We start from the raw sequence: 21,654 nt of genomic DNA on the forward strand, positions 1-21,654 counted from the left end.
ATAGCCCTTTGTCAATGCGCGATCACGCCCCGTTTCGCCGGTGGCGGCGGTGTGCCGCGTCGCCGGGCGGCGCAGATCAGCGACCCGCCGAGACCCGGCGCGGCCCGGGCCAGCCACCGCGAGGTGACCCAGCGACCGCCCGGCAGCCGCCATCCGACCTCGTTGGAGCGCATCGCCAGCGGGAGGAACCCGGCGCGGCGCAGCGTGCGCCGCAGCAGCGACGCGGTGAACGGGCGGATGTGCAGCCAGAGGTAGGGGTGCAGCGGGTCGACCTGGCGCGGCGCCCGGCCGGCGAGGAAGGCCAGCCGGTCCTGTACCGGGGCCAGGTTGGGGGTGGTGAGCACCAGCAGGCCGTCCGGGGCCAGCACGCGGTGGCACTCCCGCAGCAGCGCCAGCGGATCGTAGACGTGTTCGATCAGCTCGCCGGCGAGCAGCCCGGCGAAGCTGCCCGCCCGGAACGGCAGGCCCCGGGTGGCGTCCAGGCAGACCGGCAGCGCCGGCCCGCCGGCGGCCCGCCGGGCGGTGCCCAGCGCGGTCTCGGCCATGTCGGCCAGCACGAGCGGGCCGGGCAGCGCGGCCGGGTCGAGCATGCCGCGCGACCCGCAGCCCAACTCCAGCACCGGTCCGTCGCCGGTCACCCCGTCGGCCATCAGCCGGGCCGCGACGGCGCGGCGCACCCGGTGGTACGGGTCGTCGACGTACCCGTCGACCTGCGCGCCGTCGTGGTAGCTGTGGTGGTTGGCGTGCCGGCCGTGCGCCTGCGCGCGGTGCGCCGAAGTCCCGGTCGGCGGCTCGGCCATCGCACCCTCCACAGCGGTCGCCGGCCCCGTCGGCGGCGTCCACCCAAGCCTCGCACCGCGCGCGCCCGGTTGCGGGGATCTCCACCCCGGATACGCCGACGCGGCGGCCGTGGTCCGGCCGCCGCGTCGTCCGGGTGGGTCAGATGGCCCGCGCCCAGTCCAGCCGGGAGGAGTCGTCGTACTCGTCGCCGGGGATCCACCACGGCTCACCGAAGCCGCTGGTGGAGACGATGATGTTGCCGCCGTCGGGCTCGGTGTTCTCCGGCGGGATGGACAGCGCCGCGCAGTACCGGCCGTCCGGGGAGAACACCGGCGACAGGTAGAACCGCGGTTGGTCGGTGAGCTTCTTCAACCCGGTGCCGCCGAGCCGCACCGACGCCAGGGACTGGTTGTACGTGTCCCGGTCGGGATACCAGCGGGTGGTGCAGAACACCACGCGCTCGGAGTCGGGCGTGAACACCGGCCCGCTGACCCGTTCTCCCGCCTGCGGCGTGTAGAGCCGCCGGACGGTGCCGGTCGCCAGCTCCAGCACCCGCAACTGCCAGCCCTCGGAGCGGCTGAGCCAGTGCAGGACGATCATGGAGCCGTCCCGGGACCAGTCCGGGTCCCGCATGACGTGCCCCTGGGCCAGCACCCGGGTGGCGCCGGTCGCCACGTCGACCGCGATCAGCGTGTCGTCCTGCGCGCCGGTGACCAGGGCGATCTCCCGGCCGTCCGGCGACCAGGTCGGGGCGCCGTAGTGGACGCCGGGCGGGTCGGCGAGGAGCGTGCGCTTCTGGCCGGTGACCCGGTCGTGGACCGCCACGTACGGCAGCAGCGTGCCGTCGCCCGACCAGGCGGTGTTCTCCCAGGCCACGTACCGGCCGTCGGGTGAGGTCTTGGCGTTGTCGCCGTCCTCCAGCAGCCAGCGCGGGGTGGTGCGGCCGGGGTCGACCTGGCGCACGCCCCAGCCGACGCTGACCAGCCACGGCCCGTTGACGGTCTCGGCGGCGGCGGCCGGTGTCGCGGCGGCCGTCCCGCCGGCCAGTCCGGTCGTGGCGGCCACACCGGTCAAGGCGGCGGCGCGCAGCAGATGACGACGGTTCAACTCGATCATGCGAAATCCCCCGTGGTAGACATCGCTCCACCCTCCTGACAGGACGGAGACGCCGGGATCGGGCGAGCGGACCGTTCACCGTCGGCCACTCGGCCAGGACGCGGGGTGAGCGGCGGCGACGCCCGGTACCCTCGCCCCGGTGACCTCCGACGCGTTGCGCCGCGCCCTGACCGAACCGGGTGACCCGCCGCTGCTCCCGCTGCCCGGGGTGGCGGTCGAACTGCTGGCCGCCCTGTCCGCGCCGCCTCGGCTCGGCGCGCACCTGCGGCTGGTGCACGACGTCGCCTGGCACCTCACCGCCGCGTTCGCCGAGCGTTTCGCCGCGGTGCCGTTCGACCGGCAGGCGGTGCTCTTCGGCGCCGCGGTGCACGACCTCGGCAAGGTCGAGCACCCGGCCGAGCTGACCGGTCCCGGCTCCGCGCACGAGGAGGCGGGCTACCAGTTGCTGCTGCGCTTCGGCGTGCCCGAGGAGCGGGCCCGCTTCGCGGTCACCCACGCCGCCTGGCACTCCCCCGGCGTGCAGTTGGAGGATCTGCTGGTCAGCCTCGCCGACAAGGTGTGGAAGGGCCGCCGGGTCACCGACCTGGAGCAGCTCGTGGTGGACCGGCTCGCCGACATCACCGGGCAGGAGCCCTGGCAGACGTTCCTGGACCTCGACGACGTGCTCGCCGACCTGGCCGCCGGCGCGGACCACCGGCTCGCCTTCCAGGCCGAGCATCCGGTGCACGACTGATTCTGAACCGATTGACTTTCGATAGCTTCCGAGTGATAGTCGATGCATGGTGACTACCGAGCGTGCGGTGACCGCACTGCGTGCCTTCCTCGTCCTACTGTTCGGCATTCTGCTGCTGTTCCAGACCATGTCGTTGCCGGGCCAGTTCGCGCACCTGGCCCGGGAGGACCCGGAGATGGCGTACCTGCGCTGGCCGGCCACCGCCGTGACCGTGTTCTGGGTGCTCTGCGTGCAGGTGGTGATCGTGTGCACCTGGCAGTTGCTCACCCTGGTCCGCACCGACCGCATCTTCACCGAGGCGTCCCTGGCCTGGGTCGACGGGATCGTCTGGGCCGTCGCCGCCGCCTGGGCGAGCCTGGTCGCCGTCTTCCTCTACGTCGGGTTCCACGCGAACGACCCGGGACTGCCGCTGCTGCTGTTCCTGCTCACCACCGGCGTCAGCGTGCTCGGGCTGCTGATGGTGGTGATGCGTGCGCTGCTGCGGCAGGCCACCACGCTGCGCACCGACATGGAAGCGGTGATCTGATGCCCATCGTCGTCCGCATCGACGTCGAACTGGCCAAACGCAAGATGAGCGTCGGTGAGTTCGCCGAGCGGGTCGGGCTCACCCCGGCCAACGTCGCGGTGCTCAAGAACGGTCGCGCCAAGGCCGTCCGCTTCAGCACCCTGGAGGCCATGTGCCGGGTCCTCGACTGCCAACCCGGCGACCTACTCGAATGGGTCGCCGACGGGGAGGAGGCATGAGATACGCGCTCACCGCCCTGGCCGTCCTCGCCGTCGCGCTCGGCGTCGCCGTGCGCGTCGCCCGGCGTACCCGGTAGGGCCGGCGCCCCCTCGACGCCGGCCCCGCCGGTCAACCCTTCACGCAGACGACCTGCTTGAGGTGGGCGACCACCTCGACCAGGTCCTCCTGCTGGGCCATCACCTCGGTGATGTCCTTGTAGGCGGCCGGGATCTCGTCGACCACCCCGGCGTCCTTGCGGCACTCCACGCCGGCGGTCTGCGCGGCCAGGTCGGCCGTGCTGAACGTCCGCTTCGCCTGCCCCCGCGACATCCGCCGCCCCGCGCCGTGCGACGCCGAGCAGTACGCGTCGAGGTTGCCCTTGCCGCGCACGACGTACGAGCCGGTGCCCATCGAGCCGGGGATGATGCCCAGGTCGCCGTCGCCGGCCCGGATCGCCCCCTTCCGCGTCACCAGCACCTCCACGCCGTCGTACCGCTCCTCCGCCACGTAGTTGTGGTGGCAGGAGATCGGCTCGTCGTAGCCGACCCGCGGGAACGCGTCCCGGACCACCTGGCAGAGCAGCGCCAGCATGACCGCCCGGTTGCGCCGCGCGTACTCCTGCGCCCACCACAGGTCCCGGCGGTAGGCGTCCATCTCCGGCGTGCCGGACAGGAACACCGCCAGGTCACGGTCGGGCAGGTCGGTGTTGTGCGGCAGCCCGCGCGCCACCGCCATGTGCCGCTCGGCCAACTCCTTGCCGATGTTGCGGGAACCGGAGTGCAGCATCAGCCAGACCCGACCGTCGTCCGGGCCGCCCTGCTCCAGGCAGACCTCGATGAAGTGGTTGCCGCCGCCGAGCGTGCCGAGCTGCCGCTGCGCCCGCGTCTCGAGCTGCGCCACCTTCCGGTCGAGCGTGCCGAACCGACGCCAGAAGTCGACCCAGCCGGCCTGCTCCAGACCCCGGACCCGACGCGGGTCGACCGCGTCGTCGCGCATCGCGAACCCGACCGGGATCGCCGCCTCGATCGCCGACCGCAGCGGCCCGAGGTCGTCGGGCAGGTCGGCGGCGGTGAGCGAGGTGCGCACCGCGGACATGCCGCAGCCGATGTCCACGCCGACCGCGGCCGGCGAGACGGCCTGCCGCATGGCGATGACCGAGCCGACCGTCGCGCCCTTGCCGAAGTGCACGTCCGGCATCACCGCGACGCCCTGCACCCAGGGCAGCGCGCCGATGTTGCGCAGTTGCCGGGCCGCCTGCGCCTCGATCGCGTACGGGTCGGTCCAGACCCGGACCGGCGCCCGGGTACCGGCCAGCGGGGTGAAACCCATGATCGTCTCCTTGCTCGTGGGATGTAGGCCGTACGGGACTCGAACCCGTAGCCTCCCGGGCGAGAACCGGGTGAGCTGCCCATTTGCTCCAACGGCCCGTGCCGGGACGGACGTCCCGGGAATTCGCCCCGGACACGGAGAACCGCCCGGCTCCGGTCTGGGGCGGGCGGTTCGCGCGGATCGTCGCGTCGGCGCTAGACGCGCCACCACCCCGGTTGCCGCCGCTGTTCCCGGCGGCCACCGCGGCCCGGTTCGGGCAGCAGGGCACCGGCGCGCGGCACGGGCCGCTCGGCTCGGGTGCGATTCTGCTGCGACACGGCGTGCTCCTGAGGACTGGAACCGGTTGACGTTGCCCGTTCACGGTACGACCACGGAGTCCGGCCCGGCAACGCGATATTGACGAGAGCCCGGTGCGGGCCACCTGTGGAGGCGGCCCGCACCCGGTCGGTCTCAGGTCGCGGAGCAGGACGGCGTCGGTACGCCGTTCGTGCCGTTCCACGAGCCGAGGAAGCCGAAGGTGGCGCTCGCCCCGGCACCCAGGCTGCCGTTGTAGCCGACGTTACGCGCGGTCACGGCGGCCCCGCTGCTGCCGACCGTCGCGTTCCACGCCTGGGTGACGGCCTGACCGTTTGCGAACGTCCAGGTGACGGTCCAGCCACTGATCGCGGCACCACCGGCCTTGACCTGGACCTCGGCCTGGAAGCCGCCCTGCCACTGACCGGCGACCCGGTAGGTGGCCGTGCAGCTCCGGCCGCCGGTCGGCGGCGGGGTCGCGGTCGGGGTCGCGGTCGGGCCGGGAGTGGCGGTGCCGGTGGGCGACGGAGTCGAGGTAGGGCCCCCACCTCCGAAGACGGTGGCTTCCTTCGCGGTGGCCTTGATGCCGTTGACGCCGTTGAAGATCCGTTGACCCCAGGTGGTGAGCCGGGCGGGGTCGAAGTCGGTCGCCATGTCGAGGATCGGATCGCTGTTGCCGCTCCACGACCAGGCCAGGTAGCCCAGGCCCCGGGCCTGTGCCTGGGCGAGGATCGTCTCGTGGTCCACCTCGCCGGGTGCGAACTGCCAGCCGAACTCGCCGATCACCAGCGGCCAGCCGCGGGACTCGAAGAGGTCGAGGTAGTCGGTGATGGCGGCGGCGTTGTTGAAGACCGAGTACATGTGGATCGACAACACCGTGTTGTGCCGGCTGTCCGCGTCCAGGATCGTCTGGGCGTTGTCGCGCATGACGTGCTGCCAGTCCTGGCCCCAGTTCGGTCCGTCCACCATGAGCAGGTGCTCGAACCCGTTCGCGCGCATCTTGCGCACCGCCGCGGCGGTGGCGTCGGTCCACTGGGCGGCGTTGACGTTGCCGATCGGCTCGTTGCCGATGTTGATGACGACGTACCTCTCCTGCCCGACCAGCGCGCTCTTCTGACCGATCCAGTAGTCGACCGCCTCGTCCAGTGAGGCGGCGGCCCCCTCCTCGCCGTAGCCGGTGGTGTCGTGCACCTCCAGGACGCAGATGAGCCGGTTCTGTTTGCACAGCGCGATCACCTCGGGGACGTCGCTGGACGGTCCCCACCGCTTCCCACTGCCCAGCACCACCCGCACGGTGTTGGCGCCGAGCGCCTTGACATCGGCGAACGCTCTCGTCCGGCCGGTGTACCAGACGTGCGGGTGGTTCACCCCGCGCATCACGAACGGCGCTCCGTTGGCCTCGACGATGGCACGGCCACTGACGTGCAGTCCGACCGCGGCGTCCGCGGGCCGAACGAACATCAGGACCGACGCGGCGACGGCGAGCAGGGCAGCGCCGACCGCGATGAGTCTTCTCTTCATGATCTACCTCGCGTTGAGCCCGGCAGGTGCCGGGGTGTGACGCGCCTGCCCTGACGTACCGCTCGACGGCCGTACGCGACGCGATTGTGACGTTTGTAAGAGGATGCTGCGACGAGGCCGGCTCGGGCGCTCGGACGGTTTCCCCACCCTATCCGTCCGCATCCGACAGGGCAATAGGTGTCCGTCTATATACGGCGGGCGGTCAGCGGTCGCCAGCCGCCTCCGTGCCAGGCGGCCCGGTCGAGGAACGAACCACCAGCGACGGTTGGAAAAGCGTCTCCCGGTGGGTGTGGCCCGGTCGGGACTCGTCCAGCAACAACTCCGCGGCGGCCCGGCCGAGCCGGTACGGCGGCTGGTGGACGGTGGTCAGCGCGGGCGCCAGCCGCCGCGCGAACGGCAGGTCGTCGTAGCCGACCACGGAGATGTCCCGCGGAACGCGTAGTCCCAACGCGTGCAGTCCGTCCAGCAGGCCGAGCGCGGCGGTGTCGTTCACACACACCACCGCCGTCGGTGGCGCCGCCCGATCCACCAGTCGCCTCGCCGCCTGCGCGGCGGCGTCCAGCAGCGGAGGCGGGTGCAACCGCAGACGGACGTCCACGAACGACACCGCCGGGTCCAGGCCGGCCGCCGCCACCGCCTGCCGCACGCCCTCCCGTCGCGCCAGCACCGGACCAGGATCGACGGTGGCGCCGAGAAAGGCGATGCGGCGATGGCCGAGCGCGACCAGGTGCTCCCCCGCCAACCGCCCGCCCAGTAGGTCGTCCACGGTCACCGCACACAGGTCCAGCCGGCCGCGCGGGTGGTCGACCAGGACGACGGGTATCCCGTCGCGGCTCAGCCGCAGCAGCGGCTCCGGGTCGTCGTCGATCGGCGAGATGATGATGCCCCGCACCGCCTGGGCGTGCAGTAGCGTGAGCAGTCGCCGCTCACGCGTGCGCCGAAGGTCCGTGCTGCAGGCGAGAATGACGCAGCCCGCCTCGGCCAACCCGTCCTCGATACCCCGGTTCAACTCCGCGTAGAAGGGGTTGGCCAGATCCAGCGTGACGCTCCCGACGACCGGGCTCGGCAAGCCACGTAGCTGCCGAGCCGGCCCGTGCGGCACGTAGCCCACCGCCTCGATCGCGGCCTGCACCCGGGCCAGGGTCTCGGCGGCCACGATCGACGGCCGGCTCAACACGTTCGCGACGGTGGAGACCGAGACACCCGCGACCCGGGCCACCTCCCGCATGCCGCCCCGACCCTCAGAAGCGCGGCCCGGCACGGCGGCCCGCTCCATTCCGGGACCCGGAAACGTCGAGGACGACCACCTGACGAATCTACCGCCACCATCGCGTGGACGGGCGACCCGCTCCGGTCCGGCCGGCCCCCACGTCGGCTCTCCGATCGGCGCGCGCAGTCACACATCGGTGACCAGAGGTGTACCGTCCGAAGTGGCTGCCCGTGGTGCGCCTGGCGGGTTGGTCCGCGACCGGTTGGGGGTGCCGCCCGTGTCACCTGTCTGGGATGGTCGATTCGGTGCAGAGCTGCGCCGGCTCCGCATGTCGGCGGGGCTATCGTTGCGGCAGCTCGCTCCACTCGTGCTGTCCAGCCGGGGACACCTGCACGACCTGGAGACGGGGCGACGTCAACCGACCATCGACCTGGCCACCCGGCTCGACACCGCGCTCGGGGCCGACGGCCTGCTGTCCGGCATGCGGCGCCCGGTGGCCTCCTCGGCAGATCCGGAGCGGTTGGCCTACGTCGCCCGGCATCCGCGCCGGATCGATCCCGCGACGCTGCATGCCCTGGCGGATTCGCTGACCGCCCACCGCCGGCTCGAAGACACCCTCGGCTCCACGTCGCTGCTGCCAACGATCCGTGCCCAACTGGACATGATGATCACGCTGGTGACCGAGACCGCCGGTGTTCTCCGGCCACAGGTGGTTGACGTCGCCGCGCAGTGGGCACAGTTCGGCGGTTGGTTGTACGCCGCGAGCGATCAGCGTCGTCTCGCCGGGCGTTGGTACGGCACCGCGCTGGAGTGGGGCACGGAAGCCGGCAACCCGGACATGGTCGCCACCGTACTCAGCCTGCGGGGGCATCTGGCCTGGTCGGAACGCCGTGCGGATGCGGTCGTCGACCTTTCCGCAGCGGCGGCCCGGCAGCCGGCAAGCCCCGGCGTGCGAGCGATAGCGACCCAGCAGCAGGCCCGTGGTCATGCCTTGACAGGTGAGACGAGTGCCGCCATCGCCCTGCTCGATCGAGCCGCCGAACTGCACGAGGCTGCCGGTCGGGCACCCGACCGGGAGCCGCCGTGGATCTACTTCCACTCGCCCGCCTACCTGACCATGCAGCGTGGGCTCGCCTACCGGCTGCTCGGCCGGGACGCGGACGCCATCGACCACCTCCGGCGAGGGCTGGCCGGGCTGCCGGCGGAGTCCGCCAGCGCCGCGTGGACGGGACCTTATCTCCTGCGCCTGGCGGCTGCGCTCGCGGACACCGGGGACGCCGACGAGGCGTTCGACATCTATGAACGGGTCCGGATTCTCGGACGTGTCACCCGCACCGCCACGCTCATCGACCAGGCCGAGGCCGCCGTCCGCACGTTGTCCGCACGCAGATAGCGGACGCGGCGGTGCTCGAACGTCACTGCCCGACGACTGAATGCTGATCTCCGGGCCTGGCTCGTCGAGCAGCATTCCATCGCGAGCCGCGTCCGTCGTTCGGCATGGCGGTGATCGGGTCCTTTCGCAGCACCGGCATGCCTCCGGAGGAGGACACGTGGACAGGTCGAAGCGCAAGACCGCCGATAGCCGGGGCGAGCAGATTCAGGCCGCCGAGCGGGAGGCGGCGCGGCAGCGGCTGCTCGCGCAGGCCGAGGCGGACCGGATACCGGTCGAGGAGACCACGCGGGCGGTGCCGGACCGGCGGCATGACCGGCGGTGAGGTGCCGGTCGGCCGCCGCGTCGCGCAGTGGCGCGTCCGGCGTCGGATGACCCAGCAGATGCTGGCCGACCGGTTGGGCAAGTCCAAGAGCTGGGTCGACAAGGTCGAACGCGGCGTGCGCGCCCTGGACCGGTTCTCCGTCATCCAGGATGTCGCCCGGGTGCTGCGGGTGGAACCGGCGGCGTTGCTCGGCGGGGAGAAGCCACCGCCGGCCCGCGCCGACGAGGGGGTGGACGGGGTACGCACGGCGCTGGCCCGCTACGACCTGTGCCCGGCCGGCCCGGACCGCCGGTCGTCGACGGCCACGGACGAGCTGGGCCGACGGGTGGATCATGCCTGCTCGGCGTACCGGCACGCGCGCTATCCGCAGGTGCTGCACCTGGTGCCCGAGCTGCTCGACGCGACCCGTCACGCGTACGCCGCCGGTGGCCGGGACGGTACGGACGGGCTGCTGGTGCGGGCGTACCGGATCACGGCGTCGGTGCTGGTGAAGCTCGGTGAGCCGGATCTGGCGTGGCTGGCGGCCGACCGGGCGGTGACGGTGGCCGCCGATTGTCCCAGGTGGACGGCGGTCGCGGCGGTGCCGCTCGGTCAGGCGCTGCGCGCCGCCGGACGCGGGCGGCTGGCGACGACGGTGACCGTCGCCGCCGCGCACCGGATCGGGGTGGCGGCGCGCCCCGGGTCGCCCGTCGAACCGGCGCTGTCCGGGACGCTGTGGGTCGAGGCGGCGCTCGCGGCGGCGTCCTGCGGCGACGCGCGCAGCGCGGCGGAGTGGCTGGGGGTGGCCGCCGGGATCGCCGGGCGGGCCGACCCCCGGCTCGACCCCCACCTCGACGGATTCGGGCCGGCGGCCGTGCAGGTGGCACACGTGGCGGTGGCTGTCGAACTCGGCGACGGCGGCGAGGCGGTCAGCCGGCACGAGACGGCCATCCGGTCGGAGGGCTGGCGGTGGTTGCCCGTCGAGCACCGCGCCGCGCACCTGGTCGACGCCGCGCGGGCGTACCTCCAGATCGGTGACCTGCTGCGGGCGGGCCGGGCCCTGACCGAGGCCGACCGGCTCGCGCCGGCCGAGGTCCGGATGCGGCCGGCGGCGCGTACCGTGCTCGCCGAGGTGGCGCGCGGCGGACCCGCGCCGGCCGGCGTGACGCACCTGGCGACGGCGGTCGGCCTCACCCGCTGACGCGGACCGGACCGCCGGCCCTAGCCGGCCTGGGCCACCGGGTGGCGCTTCATCTCCTCCATGAAGGGGAAACGGGCGGTGAGGTCGGCGAGCGTGGTGCCGGACCGCCAGGCGGCGGCCACCTGGGCGACCTGGAGCAGGTCGGTGGCGTCCCCCCGGGCCTGCACCTCGCCGTCGACCCGCAGGTCGATCATGAAGTAGCGGGCCTGGGCGCCGAGGCTGACGCAGACCACGCCCCGGTCGGAGGTCAGCTCGGCGCAGGTGAACCGGCTGCGGCCCTGCTCGGGAGCGCTGACCCGCCCGACGTCGAGCTGGTGGGCGGTCGCGGTCTGCGTGAGCGCGGGAGCCAGACCGCCGGGCTCGACCAGATCCGGGTAGAGGCGCACACCCAGTGCCGCCGAGACGTCGCTCATGACTGACTCCCACTTCCTCGTGACAGAGACCAGCAACGCGCAGGTTACGAACACGTTTCCGGCACGCATGCCCATCCTGTCCCGCGCGGAGGCCCGCGGCAATAGGAACGGTCAATCCGCCCCCATCGGGCCACCGGTACGCTGCCGGCTCATGGCGCGGATACGGTGTGACTTCTTCTCCGAGACGCTCGGCGTGGGCACCTCGATGACGGTGCTGCTGCCCGACCGGGGCGCGGCCGGGATCGGCCTGGCCGGCGCGGCCGGCGACGGTGATCCGCCGGTGCTGTACCTGCTGCACGGCCTGAGCGACGACGACACGGCGTGGACCCGGCGGTCGTCGATCGAACGGTACGCCGCACCGCTGGGGCTGGCCGTGGTGATGCCGCAGGCGCAGCGCAGCCTCTACTGCGACGAGGCGCACGGCAACCGGTACTGGTCGTTCCTCAGCGAGGAACTGCCCGAGGTGTGCCGCTCGTTCTTCCGGCTCTCCACCCGCCGCGAGGACACGTTCGTGGCCGGCCTGTCGATGGGCGGCTACGGCGCGGTGAAGTGGGCGCTGCGCCACCCGGACCGGTTTGCGGCGGCGGCCAGCCTCTCCGGCGCGCTCGACGTGGTGCACCGGCGGCACCACCCGACCAGCCCACTCGACCCGGCGGTGTGGCACACCGTCTGGGGCGACGGCCCGGCGCCGGACGAGGACGACACGGTGGCGCTGCTGGAGCGGGCCGGCGACGACCTGCCCGCGCTCTACGTCGCCTGCGGCACCGAGGACTTCCTGTACGAGGACAACGTCCGGTTCGTCGACACCGCCCGGCGGCGCGGCCTGCCGCTCACCGTCGACTTCGCCCCCGGCGACCACGACTGGCCCTACTGGGACGCCCAGATCGCCAACGTGCTCACCTGGCTGCCGTTGCGCGGTCGCTGACCGGCACACTCACACGCCGACGGTGCCGTCGACGGCCTCCCGGAGCAGGTCGGCGTGGCCGTTGTGCCGGGCGTACTCGTGGATCATGTGCAGCATCACCAGGCGCAGCGAGACGTCCTCGCCCCAACGGGCCTGGTGGCCGGTCACGTCGAGCGACTCGGCCGCGAGCTCGATCCGGCGGGCGTGCGCGACCTCCCGCTGCCACGCCTCGAACGCCTCCGCGCGGTCGGCGTCGCGCGCGTCGTACGCCGCCTGGTAGTCGTCGGTCTCCGACCAGACCAGCGGCACGTCCTCGGCGGCGATGACGCGACGGAACCAGGCGCGTTCCACCTCGGCCATGTGCCGGACCAGGCCGAGCAGGGACAGCGTGGACGGCGGCGAGGACTGCCGGCGCAGCTGCTCGTCGGTCAGCCCCTCGCACTTGCGGGCCAGGGTGGCACGGTGGAAGTCGAGGAAGGCGCGCAGCGTCTCCCGCTCGCCGGCCCGCAGCGGCGGGCCGATCCGTTCGATGGTCACCGGGGACGTCCTTCCGGGGCGGGGTCGGTCCCCCGGAGCCTAACCGTCGTGGATCATGAGGCAACCGGGTTACCGCAGCGAGGAGCGGGCCACCGGAAAGTCGAACCAGGTGTCCGGGTACGGCTCGTCCACGTACCGGTAGTGCCACCACTCACGTGGATAGTTCTCGAAGCCCTGCGCCGTCATCAACTCCTTGAGCAACGCCCGGTTCCGGCGGGCGGTGTCGGTGAGCCCCGGGGCGGCGGTGTGGGCGCGCGGGTCGAAGCAGTCGAACCCGGTGCCCATGTCGACCGAGTCGTCGGCGAAGCGCCGGCCGGCGGGCGCGGTGCAGGGCAGCAGCGGTTGGCCCGGCGCGTAGCCGGGCTGCGTGGGGGTGGGCACCGGGACCAGGGTCAGGTCGAGCGTGCTGCCCCGGCTGTGCGCGGTGGGCGCGCCGAGGTAGCCGTCGGCGAAGAGCCGGTCCTTCGGCACGTCGGGGTAGAACTCCGCCTTCGTCTGTTGCTCCTGCGGGCGCTTCGCCCAGGCGACGAACTCGTTCACGGCCCGCTGCGGGCGGTAGCAGTCGTACACCTTCAGGCTTCGGCCGCGGCCGAGCGCGGCGGCCTGCACCCGGCTCAGCGCCTCCGCGGCCCGGCGGGTGAGCAGGCAGAGCGGCTCGGCATAGCCGTCGATCGGCCGGCCGACGAAGTTGTGCGCGCCCGCGTACCGGATGTCGGTGCGCACGCCCGCGTCGACGGTGGCCAGGTCGACGATGTCGGCCGGGGCACGGGGGCCGGTCGGGGTGGCCGACGGCGTCGGGCGCGGCGCGGGTCGCTGGCAGCCGGCGGCGAGGGCCGTGACCACCACGACCAGGACCATTGCCGTACGTCTGCGCACGCTGCCGTGTCTACCACGGTGTAAGGAGGGGCTCCTTGTTAACAGACGTCTGTTAACAAGGGGCCCCTCCTTACACCAGCGTCGCGTGGAGGAAGTCGACCGCGGCGGCGTCGTCGTCGATGCCGCCCGCCTCGTGGCCGTTGAAGCGCCAGACCGTCAGCTCCTTCTCGCCCCGGTAGTCGTGGTACGCGGCGTAGACCGTCGACGGCGGGACGATCTCGTCCATCAGCGCGACGGAGAAGCGGGCCGGCACCTCGGCGCGCCTGGCGAACGCGACCCCGTCGACGTAGCCGAGCGTGTGGAACACCTGTTCCGCCCGGTCCCGGTGCACGGCCAGGTAGTCCCGGATCTCGCGGAACGGCGCCGAGTCGGTGAGCCCCACGGCGCGGGGGATGTCGCAGAGGAACGGCACGTGCGCCACCGCCGCGCGCACCCCCGGGGCCAGCGCGGCGGCGGCCAGCGCGGCGGCCCCGCCCTGGCTGTGGCCCAGCACGGCGATCCGGGTCGGGTCGACGCCCGGCAGCTCGCGGGCCGCGTCGACGGCCCGGACCGCGTCGGTGAGGAAGCGCCGGTAGTAGTAGCGGCGGGGCTCCTCCACGCCCCGGGTGGCCATGCCGGGCGCCTGCGGCCCGGCCGCCGCGACGTCCGGGGTGTCGCCGCGGCTCCACCCCGAGCCCTGGCCGCGGGTGTCCATCTGGAGGTGGGCGAAGCCGGCGGCGGACCAGAGCAGGTTCTCCAGCGGGTGACCGCGGCCGCCGCCGTAGCCGACGTACTGCACCACGGTCGGCAGCGGCGTGGGCGCGCCGCGGGGCACCCGCAGCCAGGCCCGGACCGGCTGCCCGGCGAACCCGGGAAAGGTCACGTCGAAGACGTCCACGGCCGCCAGCGGGGTCGGCACCGGGGTCGCGGTCACCGGGTCGCCGCAGGAGCGGGCCTCGGCCAGCGTCTCGGCCCAGAAGGCGTCGAAGTCGGAGGGTTCGCGCAGGTCGCTGCGGTGCTGGCGGAGCTCGGCCTCGGTCAGGTCGGTGAACACGCCTGGGCTTCCTCGTCGGGTCGGCATGGGCACGTCGCGGCACGGTCGCCGACGCGTTTCCGGAAGGTTTCCGCAAGTTGTCCGAACGCTAGGGCCGGGTCGATCTGTCGTCAAGCCCTCGGCGTACGGCAAGATGTCCGTGGGGCGGAACGGTTTTCCGGTCGGTCCGGCAGCCGGCGAAGGGAACACGGGTGAGCGCGGACGACGAGCGCAGGGTGACCATCACCGCGATCGCACGGGAGGCCGGTGTCTCCGTGCCCACCGTGTCGCGGGTGCTCAACGGGCGTTCCGACGTCGCGCCGGACACCCGGGAGCGGGTCGAGGAGTTGCTGCGCCACCACGGTTACCGCCGCCGCAACAGCCGCACGGTACGCCGGGCGGACCTGGTCGACCTGGTCTTCAACGACCTGGACAGCCCCTGGGCCGTGGAGATCATCCGCGGGGTGGAGGACGTCGGCCACGCCGCCGGGGTGGGCATCGTCGTCTCGGCCGTGCACCGCGAGTCCAGCTCCACCCGGCAGTGGCTGCACAACCTGCGCGCCCGCGCCTCCGACGGGGTGATCGTGGTGACCTCGCACCTGAGCCCGGCGGTGCACGCGCAACTGCGCCGGCTCAACGTGCCGGTGGTGGTGGTCGACCCGGACGCCGGCGTGGCCGGGACCGACGTGCCGGCGATCGGCGCCACCAACTGGACCGGCGGCCTGTCCGCCACCGAGCACCTGTTGAGCCTGGGCCACCAGCGGATCGGGTTCGTCGCCGGCCCGCCGCACCTGCTGTGCAGCCGGGCCCGGCTGGACGGCTACCGGGCCGCGCTGGCCGCCGCCGGCGTGCCGGCCGACGACCGGCTGGTGCACCCGGGCGACTTCTACCACGCCGCCGGCTACACGGCCGGCGGCGCGCTGCTCGACCTCGACGACCCGCCCACCGCGATCTTCGCGGCCAGCGACCAGATGGCCTTCGGCGTCTACGAGGCGGTGCGCCGCCGCGGCCTGCGGGTCGCCGACGACGTCTCCGTGGTCGGCTTCGACGACCTGCCCGAGGCGCGGTGGGCCTCACCGCCGCTGACCACCGTGCGCCAGCCGCTGGTGGAGATGGGCCGCCTCGCGGCCCGCACCGTGCTGCGCCTGGCCCAGGGTGAGGAGATCGAGTCGCCCCGGATCGAACTGGCCACCGAACTGGTGGTGCGGGACAGCACCGCGGCCCCCGCCGGCCGCTGACCAGTCGGACTTCTCAGTCGCCTTCCGGAATTTCCGGCTTCCGCAGCCCGGGCGCGGCCGACAGTGCCACCGCCGCGGCGTGCCGACGGCGACGGGCCAGCAGCACCGCTCCCCCGGCCACCACCACCGCGCCCACCGTCAGCGGCACGCCGACGCCCGACCCGGTGCCGGGCCGCGCCGCGCCGCCGCCCAGGTCGGCGTGCCCGGCCAGCGCCGACGCGGCCCCGGTGGCGGGCGTCGGCGAGCGGTCCAGCTCGCCCGGCTCCACCAGGCGGCCGACCGCCGCGTCCCGGGGCAGCCCGAATCCCCAGTCCAGCAGCGCCGCGCCCTGCTGCCAGCCGCGCTGGGTGGGGATCTCCGCGCCGAGCAGCGTCACCACCAGGCGGCGCCCGCCACGCTCGGCCGCGCCGACGTACGTGTGCCGGGCCAGATCGGTGAAGCCGGTCTTGCCACCGAGCGCGCCCGGATAGTGGTCCAGCAGCATGTTGTCGTTCTGGATCTGGAACGCCTTCTCGGGCAGCGCCGGCTGGGCGGGCACCTGCGCGGTGCGGGTGGCGGTGTAGCGCCGGAAGGCCGGCTCGCGGAAGCACGCCCGGGCGATCAACGCCAGGTCGTACGCGCTGGTGAACTGCCCCGGGCCGTCCAGCCCGGACGGCGTGACCGCGTGCGTCTGCCGGGCGCCGAGCCGATGCGCCTCGTCGTTCATCGCGCGGACGCCGCCGGCCAGCCCGTCCGGGCCGCCGCCGAGCCGGGCCAGCGCGTTGGCCGCCTCGTTGCCCGACTTCAGCAGCAGGCCCAGCCAGATCGTCTCGATCCGGTAGCGCCCGCCCTCGGCCAGCCCCACCGCCGAGCTGCCCGGCTCGATCGCCAGGTCACCGGCGGTCATGGTGACCTCCCGGTCCGGGTCCAGCCGGGGCAGCATGGTGGCGGCCAGCAGCAGCTTCTGCACGCTGGCCGGGACGCCGTACTCGTGCGGGCCGCAGCCGCCGAGTACCGCGCCGGTGTCCAGGTCGGCGACCAGCCACGAGGTCGCGGTCACCGGCGGCGGCGTCGCGGTCGCCGCGGGCGGCACGACGAGTCCGGCGGTGTCCAGCGCCGCGCCGCCGACGGACCGCGCGGCCGGGTCGGGCGGCGGCGGGGCCTGCGGCGGACGGGTCGCCGGGGCCGGCACGTTCGGGCAGGGCGGCGCCCCACCGGGCAGCCGGCGGGCCGGCCCGCCGGTCCGGGTCGCCGCCACGGCGGGTGTCACCGGCGTCGACAGCGGCAGGAGCAGGACGGCGGCCAGCGCCACGGACGGTCGCCAGGTCCCCATGCCCCGGACGCTAGCCACGCCGACCCGAACGGGTCGCCGGCTCCGGGATTCGCGCCCCGGCGGCGTTGTGGTGGCGTAGGGTCCCGGCTCTGCGGTCAGCGCGCCGCGAGCCCGTGGCCGCCGAGCGGGCCGACCTTCCACCCCCGGTGACGGCACTCCGCGAGCAGTCCGGGCAGCGCGGCGAGCCCGGCCCGCCAGGCGCCCGGCGCGGCGGCGCAGGAGGAGTCGTGCAGCAGGACCGTGCCGCCGCCGCGCAACCCGGCCAGGACGCGGCGGCGGACACCGTCCCCGGTCGCCGACGTGGTCCAGTCCCGCCCCCAGCAGCTCCACAGCACCGGCCGCAGACGCAGTCGCCGGGCGGCGACCAGGGCCGCGCCGGTGAGCACCCCGTACGGCGGGCGCAGGAACGCCGGCGGCCGGCCGGTCACGTCCACCACCAGGTCGTACGCCCGGGTCAGGTCGCGGACGGTGCCGGCCGGCCCGCGCAGCAACAGGTTGTCGTGTGCCCAGCCGTGCAGCGCCACCTCGTGCCCGGCCGCCACCAGCCGGCGGCCCAGGTCCGGTCGGCGCCGCAGCATCACGCCGAGCACGAAGAACGTGGCCCGGACCCGGTGCGCGGCCAGCACGTCCAGGAAGTGGGGCGTCGACTCCGGGTCCGGGCCGTCGTCGAAGGTCAGCGCGACCCGGTCGGGTGCCCCGAGGCCGTGCAGGCCGGGCAGCAGGCGCTGCCGGAGGGCCGGGAGCGTGGTGACCGCCGGCGCCGCGTGGGCCAGCGGCAGCGCCACCGCCGCGGCCAGGGCGGCCGTCCTCACCGCAGTCCGCCGGTGGACTGGAGCAGCGCGGCGACGACGGCCACCGCGTCACCGACCGGATCCAGCAGCGGCCGACGCCCCGGGTCGGCCGGACCGGCCGGGGCAGCCCGGCGCGCGGCCTCGGCGACCAGTCCGACCGGGTCCTCCGACACCGGGCCGGCGCGCGCCCCGGCCGGGTCCTCGGGCCCGGGATCGGGGCGCGGCACGGCGGTCCCCGGCGGCGGGGCGCGGTGCGGCGGCGGGGCCGGCGGGCCGGCGTCGAGCACCGCCGCGAGCACCGGGCCGAGCTGTTCCGGGGTGCCCGCCCACCGGGTGAGGCCGGACCGGGCCAGGACGTCGGCGTTCGCCCGCCCGTGCCCCGGCAGGGGACGGTAGGTGACCACCGGCACCCCGGCCGCGAGCGCCTCCTGACAGGTCAGCCCGCCGGCGTTCTCCACCACCACGTCCACGGCCCGCATCAGCGTCGGCATGTCGTCCACCCAGCCCAGCACGTGCCGGCCGGGACCGCTCAGTCGCCGGCGCAGCGCGCGGTTGCGTCCGCACACCACCACCGGTCGGGCCCCGGTCGCGCCGACCTCCGCCACCGTGGCCGCCACCTCGCCGACGCCCCAGGACCCGGCCACCACGAGAGCGAGCACGCCGTCGTGCGGCAGGCCGAACCGCTCCCGGGCCCACTGCCGGTCGAGGCCGGCGCCGCCGGCGAACGCCCGGGAGACCAGCGGCTCGACCACCGCGACGTCGGCGTCGGCGTCCCGTTGCAGCTCGGCGTGCCGCATCGTGCAGTAGACGTCCACGCCCGGCGCGAGCCAGGTGGGGTGCACCACGAAATCGGTCACGTAGGTGAAAATCGGAACACGGAGCCGGCCGCCGCGCCGCAGCGGGCCGAGAAGCTGGTTGGCGAACGGGTAGGTGGTCACCACCGCCCTCGTGTCCGGTGGAATGCGGCGGCGGATCCGGGCCCGGAACGGGCGCAGCAGCGCACGGATGGCGCGAACGGACACCCGCGACCGGCTGGTCAGCCGGAACAGCAGGTGGTAGCCCCGGGGCAGCCGGTGCAACACCCCCCGGTACGTCTCCCGCACCGCCCGGTGCACCGGTCCCGGCAGCAGGTGGAGGAGGTTCAACCGGTCCACCTGGAAACCCCGACCGCGCAGGCGCTCCGCCAACTCGTCGGCGGCCCGGTCGTGTCCGGCGCCGATGTCCGCGGAGACCACCACGATCCGTCCCGGGTGCGCCATGGGCGGCGCATACCCACCCGGACGGCGTCCACGCGGCGCGACCGGGACCGGGACCGGTCAGGCCCGGCCGGGCGGTCCGAGCGGGCACCGAGCCCGGTCAACGCGGCCCGGCGGCGGGGTCCGAGCGGGGTCGGCGCGGCGGTCAGGCGCGGCGGCGAGCGGGCCGCCGGAGCCGGCCCCGCCGGGCGACGAGCACCGCCACGGTCCCGCCGACGGCGAGCGCCAGTAGGCCGGCGGCCGGCACGATGAGCGTCCAGTCACCGTCGGCCATCCGGTGCAGCGCGGTGCCGGCCGGCCCTCGCCACGGCCGCGGCGTCGGCGTCGCCGGCGCGTCGGCCGCGGGTTCCCGGGTCGCCGCCGGCGCGGCCGGCTGGTCCAGCTCACCCGGGTCGACCAGCCGGCCGACCGACGCGTCCCGGGGCAGCGCGAAGCCCCAGTCGAGCAGTTGCGCGCCCTGCTGCCAGCCGCGTACCGGGCGGGCCTCGGCGCCGAGCAGCGTCACCACCAGCCGGCGCCCGCCGCGCTGGGCGGCGCCGACATAGCTGTGCCGGGCCAGCTCGGTGAAGCCGGTCTTGCCGCCCAGCGCCCCGGGATAGCGGTAGATGAGCTGGTTCTCGTTCTGGATCTGGAACCCGCCCTTCTTCAGCGCGGGCTGGGCCGGGATCTGGGCCCGCTCGGTCACCGCGTACCGGCCGAAGCGGGGGTCGGCGAAGCAGGCGCGGGCGATCAGCGCCAGGTCGTACGCGCTGGTGAACTGCCCGGGGCCGTCCAGGCCGGACGGCGTGACGGCGTGGGTCTGGAGCGCGCCGAGCCGGCGTGCCTCGGCGTTCATCTGGTCGACCCCGGCCCGGGCACTGCCGGCGCCCAGCCGGGCCAGCATGTTCGCCGCGTCGTTGCCCGACTGGAGCAGCAGGCCCAGCCACAGTGTCTCCACCGGGTAGCGCCCGCCGACCAGCAGGCCCACCGCCGAGCTGCCCGGCTCGATGTCCAGGTCGGCGGCGGTGGCGACGGCCACCTGCTTCGGGTCGAGGCGGTTGAGCATGGTGGCGGCCAGCAGCAGCTTCTGGGTGCTGGCGGGGGTGCCGTACGCGTGCGGTCCGCAGGCGCCCAGCACGGCGCCGCTGTCCAGGTCGGCGACCAGCCAGGTGGTGGCGGTGACCGCCGGCGGCGCGGGACTGCCGGGCGGTGTGACGAGGCCCGGACCGGCCAGCGTCTCGCCGCCCACCACCTGCTGTTCGGGCACCGACGCCGGCGGGACGGGACGCGGCGGCCGGGACACCTTCGGCGCGGGCAGCCGTGGGCAGGGCGCCACGGCGCCGGGAGCGGGAGCCGGCGCGGGAGCGCCCCGCGCCGGGGCGGGCGCACCGGCCGCGAGCAGGGTGACGGCGGTGACGGCGGCCAGGACCCGGGCTCTCATGAAGAGGCACCTTACCCAGCGCGGCTCCGCCGGCGGCGCGGCTCACCGGGCCGGTGACGGTGCGCCGATCGTCCGGCCCCGCGCCGTGGTCGAGTCGCGGAGCCGGGCTGTCCCGAGCGGCCCGCCGGGACCGGCGGGTCGGTCAGTGGACGCCGCGCAGCCACCGTCGCTGCCACGGCGTCTCCACCGCACGCGGATGGTAGTGCGCGCGCACCCAGGCGACCGCCCGCCCGGGGTCCAGCCCGTCCAGCACCGCCAGGGCGGCGAGCGCGGTGCCGGTGCGGCCCACGCCGCCGTGGCAGGCGACCTCGACCCGTTGACCGGCGTACGCGCGTCGCCGCGCCTCGCGCAGTGCGTCCAGGGCGTCGGCGCGGTCCAGCGGGAGCCAGAAGTCGGGCCAGCGGATCCGCCGGACCGGCCAGGCCGGTTCCGGCCCGCGCGCCAGCAACAGGGCGAAGTCGGCCGGGGAGGCCGGGGCGGCGACCCGGCGTCCCCGTACGGTGGCGCCGCCGGGCAGCGTGAGAAGACCGGCGGGATCCGTCCACGGTGGCGTCGGGTGCACCGGCCCATTGTGCGGCGTACCCCGGACACGCGGGTGCCCGCCGGAGCTTCTCCGGCGGGCACTCGCGATCGGCCCGGGGTCTCCCCCGGCGCGCCTGGCGTCAGCCGAGGCGACGGCGGCGCCAGGCCAGGGACGCCAGCAGCAGCACCGCGCCGGCAGCGGCCAGGCCACCGCCGAGCTTCAGCGGCGTGCCGATGCTGCCACCCGTGACGGGCAGGTGCCCGCCGTGGTGTGGCGGACGCGTCGGCCGCACCGGGAGTACCGTGCCAGTCGTGCTGGCGGTCCGGCCGGTCGTCTGACCGGTGGCGGTGAACGTGTAGCGACCGACGCGGGTCGGACGGTAGTTGACGGTGAAGTTGCCGCTCCCGTCGGCGCGCACGGTGAAGTGCGTCGGCGGCGACTGCGGCGCGGCGAGGTTCGACGTGTGTGCCACCGACGCCATCGCCACCGTGCTGCCGTCGCTGCGCCGCGCCGTTCCCTCGGCTGGCGCGGCGAACGGAAGGTCGGAGATGGTGACGTCGATGTCCACCAGCTCGTTCGAACCGAAGCCCTGGCCCTGAAGGGTGAAGGTCTCACCGAGGGTGATGGTGGATGGGGTCACGGTCAGGGTCGCCGGTGGTTGTCCGGGCGGGTAGACCGGTGGCTGCGGCTGCGCCGCTCCGGCCGCGGTCGGCGCGGCCACGACGGCCAGGCCCACCGAGAGCGCCATGATGATGCGGGATAGCCGCATG

At 74.5% G+C, this 21,654-nt stretch carries 23 protein-coding genes and 1 tRNA gene; 8 read left to right on the forward strand and 16 right to left on the reverse strand.

Features of this window, described 5'->3' with window-relative positions; all coding sequences use genetic code 11:
- Positions 1-11 precede the first annotated feature (11 nt).
- Together TPA0908_RS24195 and TPA0908_RS24200 are read right to left on the reverse strand one after the other, a co-directional pair.
- Positions 12-800: a class I SAM-dependent methyltransferase gene (locus tag TPA0908_RS24195; protein WP_281941577.1), complete on the reverse strand. Its 789-nt coding sequence runs from the start codon at positions 798-800 to the stop codon at positions 12-14.
- A 139-nt stretch (positions 801-939) separates the two neighbouring features.
- On the reverse strand, positions 940-1,896 hold the full coding sequence (locus TPA0908_RS24200; protein ID WP_281941579.1) for a TolB family protein: 957 nt from the start codon (positions 1,894-1,896) through the stop codon (positions 940-942).
- Positions 1,897-2,035: 139 nt separating this feature from the next.
- Here TPA0908_RS24200 and TPA0908_RS24205 point away from each other — a divergent pair, with 139 nt between their 5' ends.
- Genes TPA0908_RS24205 through TPA0908_RS24215 form a run of 3 tightly spaced genes read left to right on the forward strand, consistent with a single transcriptional unit; the run spans position 2,036 to position 3,373 of the window.
- Complete coding sequence (locus TPA0908_RS24205; RefSeq protein WP_281941581.1) at positions 2,036-2,629, forward strand: HD domain-containing protein; 594 nt, start codon at positions 2,036-2,038, stop codon at positions 2,627-2,629.
- Positions 2,630-2,675: 46 nt separating this feature from the next.
- Entirely contained in the window at positions 2,676-3,155 is a 480-nt protein-coding gene (locus TPA0908_RS24210; protein ID WP_281941583.1) for a DUF2975 domain-containing protein, read from the forward strand.
- Complete coding sequence (locus TPA0908_RS24215; RefSeq protein WP_107158121.1) at positions 3,155-3,373, forward strand: helix-turn-helix domain-containing protein; 219 nt, start codon at positions 3,155-3,157, stop codon at positions 3,371-3,373. The genes TPA0908_RS24210 and TPA0908_RS24215 overlap by 1 nt, the downstream gene beginning before the upstream one ends.
- A gap of 109 nt (positions 3,374-3,482) precedes the next feature.
- Here the strand turns inward: TPA0908_RS24215 and TPA0908_RS24220 are convergent, their stop codons facing one another.
- From TPA0908_RS24220 to TPA0908_RS24235, 4 genes are all read right to left on the reverse strand, one after another.
- A complete protein-coding gene (locus TPA0908_RS24220; protein WP_281941586.1) occupies positions 3,483-4,682 on the reverse strand; it encodes an RtcB family protein in 1,200 nt (399 codons plus the stop codon).
- A gap of 24 nt (positions 4,683-4,706) precedes the next feature.
- A tRNA-Glu gene (locus TPA0908_RS24225) sits at positions 4,707-4,780 on the reverse strand.
- A 352-nt stretch (positions 4,781-5,132) separates the two neighbouring features.
- Entirely contained in the window at positions 5,133-6,497 is a 1,365-nt protein-coding gene (locus tag TPA0908_RS24230; protein WP_281941589.1) for a cellulase family glycosylhydrolase, read from the reverse strand.
- A gap of 202 nt (positions 6,498-6,699) precedes the next feature.
- Positions 6,700-7,725 (reverse strand): LacI family DNA-binding transcriptional regulator, encoded by a 1,026-nt coding sequence (locus TPA0908_RS24235; RefSeq protein ID WP_281941591.1) that lies wholly within the window; start codon positions 7,723-7,725, stop codon positions 6,700-6,702.
- 229 nt (positions 7,726-7,954) lie between these two features.
- Between TPA0908_RS24235 and TPA0908_RS24240 the strand changes: the two genes are divergently transcribed.
- The 3 genes from TPA0908_RS24240 (at position 7,955) to TPA0908_RS24250 (ending at position 10,602) form a co-directional block, all read left to right on the forward strand.
- A complete protein-coding gene (locus TPA0908_RS24240; RefSeq protein WP_281941592.1) occupies positions 7,955-9,100 on the forward strand; it encodes a helix-turn-helix domain-containing protein in 1,146 nt (381 codons plus the stop codon).
- Between the two features lie 157 nt (positions 9,101-9,257).
- Positions 9,258-9,422 (forward strand): hypothetical protein, encoded by a 165-nt coding sequence (locus tag TPA0908_RS24245; protein ID WP_281941594.1) that lies wholly within the window; start codon positions 9,258-9,260, stop codon positions 9,420-9,422.
- Positions 9,409-10,602 (forward strand): helix-turn-helix domain-containing protein, encoded by a 1,194-nt coding sequence (locus TPA0908_RS24250; RefSeq protein WP_281941596.1) that lies wholly within the window; start codon positions 9,409-9,411, stop codon positions 10,600-10,602. The genes TPA0908_RS24245 and TPA0908_RS24250 overlap by 14 nt, the downstream gene beginning before the upstream one ends.
- Before the next feature lie 20 nt (positions 10,603-10,622).
- Here the strand turns inward: TPA0908_RS24250 and TPA0908_RS24255 are convergent, their stop codons facing one another.
- Positions 10,623-11,015: a hypothetical protein gene (locus tag TPA0908_RS24255; protein ID WP_281941598.1), complete on the reverse strand. Its 393-nt coding sequence runs from the start codon at positions 11,013-11,015 to the stop codon at positions 10,623-10,625.
- Positions 11,016-11,166: 151 nt separating this feature from the next.
- On the opposite strand from TPA0908_RS24255, the gene TPA0908_RS24260 reads away from it, so the two are divergent.
- On the forward strand, positions 11,167-11,940 hold the full coding sequence (locus TPA0908_RS24260; RefSeq protein ID WP_281941600.1) for an alpha/beta hydrolase: 774 nt from the start codon (positions 11,167-11,169) through the stop codon (positions 11,938-11,940).
- A 9-nt stretch (positions 11,941-11,949) separates the two neighbouring features.
- Here TPA0908_RS24260 and TPA0908_RS24265 read toward each other — a convergent pair whose 3' ends face one another.
- The 3 genes from TPA0908_RS24265 to TPA0908_RS24275 form a co-directional block, all read right to left on the reverse strand.
- Positions 11,950-12,456 (reverse strand): DinB family protein, encoded by a 507-nt coding sequence (locus TPA0908_RS24265; protein ID WP_281941603.1) that lies wholly within the window; start codon positions 12,454-12,456, stop codon positions 11,950-11,952.
- Positions 12,457-12,525: 69 nt separating this feature from the next.
- Positions 12,526-13,314, reverse strand: a complete 789-nt coding sequence (locus tag TPA0908_RS24270) for a M15 family metallopeptidase (protein ID WP_281942681.1) — start codon at positions 13,312-13,314, stop codon at positions 12,526-12,528.
- An 88-nt stretch (positions 13,315-13,402) separates the two neighbouring features.
- Complete coding sequence (locus tag TPA0908_RS24275; RefSeq protein ID WP_281941606.1) at positions 13,403-14,365, reverse strand: acetylxylan esterase; 963 nt, start codon at positions 14,363-14,365, stop codon at positions 13,403-13,405.
- A 191-nt stretch (positions 14,366-14,556) separates the two neighbouring features.
- On the opposite strand from TPA0908_RS24275, the gene TPA0908_RS24280 reads away from it, so the two are divergent.
- Positions 14,557-15,582: a LacI family DNA-binding transcriptional regulator gene (locus tag TPA0908_RS24280; protein WP_281941608.1), complete on the forward strand. Its 1,026-nt coding sequence runs from the start codon at positions 14,557-14,559 to the stop codon at positions 15,580-15,582.
- A 13-nt stretch (positions 15,583-15,595) separates the two neighbouring features.
- Here TPA0908_RS24280 and TPA0908_RS24285 read toward each other — a convergent pair whose 3' ends face one another.
- The 6 genes from TPA0908_RS24285 to TPA0908_RS24310 all read right to left on the reverse strand — a co-directional run bounded on the left by TPA0908_RS24285 (position 15,596) and on the right by TPA0908_RS24310 (position 21,653).
- Positions 15,596-16,894: a D-alanyl-D-alanine carboxypeptidase family protein gene (locus TPA0908_RS24285; protein WP_281941611.1), complete on the reverse strand. Its 1,299-nt coding sequence runs from the start codon at positions 16,892-16,894 to the stop codon at positions 15,596-15,598.
- 95 nt (positions 16,895-16,989) lie between these two features.
- Complete coding sequence (locus TPA0908_RS24290; RefSeq protein WP_281941613.1) at positions 16,990-17,706, reverse strand: polysaccharide deacetylase family protein; 717 nt, start codon at positions 17,704-17,706, stop codon at positions 16,990-16,992.
- Complete coding sequence (locus TPA0908_RS24295) at positions 17,703-18,944, reverse strand: MGDG synthase family glycosyltransferase (protein ID WP_281941615.1); 1,242 nt, start codon at positions 18,942-18,944, stop codon at positions 17,703-17,705. Before TPA0908_RS24295 ends, TPA0908_RS24290 begins: the two co-directional genes overlap by 4 nt.
- Before the next feature lie 142 nt (positions 18,945-19,086).
- Positions 19,087-20,361 (reverse strand): D-alanyl-D-alanine carboxypeptidase family protein, encoded by a 1,275-nt coding sequence (locus TPA0908_RS24300; RefSeq protein ID WP_281941617.1) that lies wholly within the window; start codon positions 20,359-20,361, stop codon positions 19,087-19,089.
- 142 nt (positions 20,362-20,503) lie between these two features.
- Positions 20,504-20,923 carry a protein-tyrosine phosphatase family protein gene (locus TPA0908_RS24305; RefSeq protein ID WP_281941619.1) on the reverse strand — a complete coding sequence of 140 codons (420 nt, stop codon included), beginning with the start codon at positions 20,921-20,923 and terminating at the stop codon, positions 20,504-20,506.
- A 100-nt stretch (positions 20,924-21,023) separates the two neighbouring features.
- A complete protein-coding gene (locus TPA0908_RS24310; protein ID WP_281941621.1) occupies positions 21,024-21,653 on the reverse strand; it encodes a hypothetical protein in 630 nt (209 codons plus the stop codon).
- Between the last annotated feature and the right edge of the window lies 1 nt (position 21,654).

The organism is Micromonospora sp. AKA38, assembly GCF_027925725.1.
GTDB lineage: Bacteria > Actinomycetota > Actinomycetes > Mycobacteriales > Micromonosporaceae > Micromonospora.

Coding starts and splice junctions, on each gene's coding strand:
- TPA0908_RS24195 (WP_281941577.1), bottom strand. CDS start 800: ATGGCCGAGCCGCCGACCGGGACTTCGGCGCACCGCGCGCAGGCGCAC.
- TPA0908_RS24200 (WP_281941579.1), bottom strand. CDS start 1,896: ATGATCGAGTTGAACCGTCGTCATCTGCTGCGCGCCGCCGCCTTGACC.
- TPA0908_RS24210 (WP_281941583.1), top strand. CDS start 2,676: ATGGTGACTACCGAGCGTGCGGTGACCGCACTGCGTGCCTTCCTCGTC.
- TPA0908_RS24215 (WP_107158121.1), top strand. CDS start 3,155: ATGCCCATCGTCGTCCGCATCGACGTCGAACTGGCCAAACGCAAGATG.
- TPA0908_RS24220 (WP_281941586.1), bottom strand. CDS start 4,682: ATGGGTTTCACCCCGCTGGCCGGTACCCGGGCGCCGGTCCGGGTCTGG.
- TPA0908_RS24230 (WP_281941589.1), bottom strand. CDS start 6,497: ATGAAGAGAAGACTCATCGCGGTCGGCGCTGCCCTGCTCGCCGTCGCC.
- TPA0908_RS24235 (WP_281941591.1), bottom strand. CDS start 7,725: ATGCGGGAGGTGGCCCGGGTCGCGGGTGTCTCGGTCTCCACCGTCGCG.
- TPA0908_RS24250 (WP_281941596.1), top strand. CDS start 9,409: ATGACCGGCGGTGAGGTGCCGGTCGGCCGCCGCGTCGCGCAGTGGCGC.
- TPA0908_RS24255 (WP_281941598.1), bottom strand. CDS start 11,015: ATGAGCGACGTCTCGGCGGCACTGGGTGTGCGCCTCTACCCGGATCTG.
- TPA0908_RS24260 (WP_281941600.1), top strand. CDS start 11,167: ATGGCGCGGATACGGTGTGACTTCTTCTCCGAGACGCTCGGCGTGGGC.
- TPA0908_RS24270 (WP_281942681.1), bottom strand. CDS start 13,314: ATGGTCCTGGTCGTGGTGGTCACGGCCCTCGCCGCCGGCTGCCAGCGA.
- TPA0908_RS24285 (WP_281941611.1), bottom strand. CDS start 16,894: ATGGGGACCTGGCGACCGTCCGTGGCGCTGGCCGCCGTCCTGCTCCTG.
- TPA0908_RS24295 (WP_281941615.1), bottom strand. CDS start 18,944: ATGGCGCACCCGGGACGGATCGTGGTGGTCTCCGCGGACATCGGCGCC.
- TPA0908_RS24300 (WP_281941617.1), bottom strand. CDS start 20,361: ATGAGAGCCCGGGTCCTGGCCGCCGTCACCGCCGTCACCCTGCTCGCG.
- TPA0908_RS24310 (WP_281941621.1), bottom strand. CDS start 21,653: ATGCGGCTATCCCGCATCATCATGGCGCTCTCGGTGGGCCTGGCCGTC.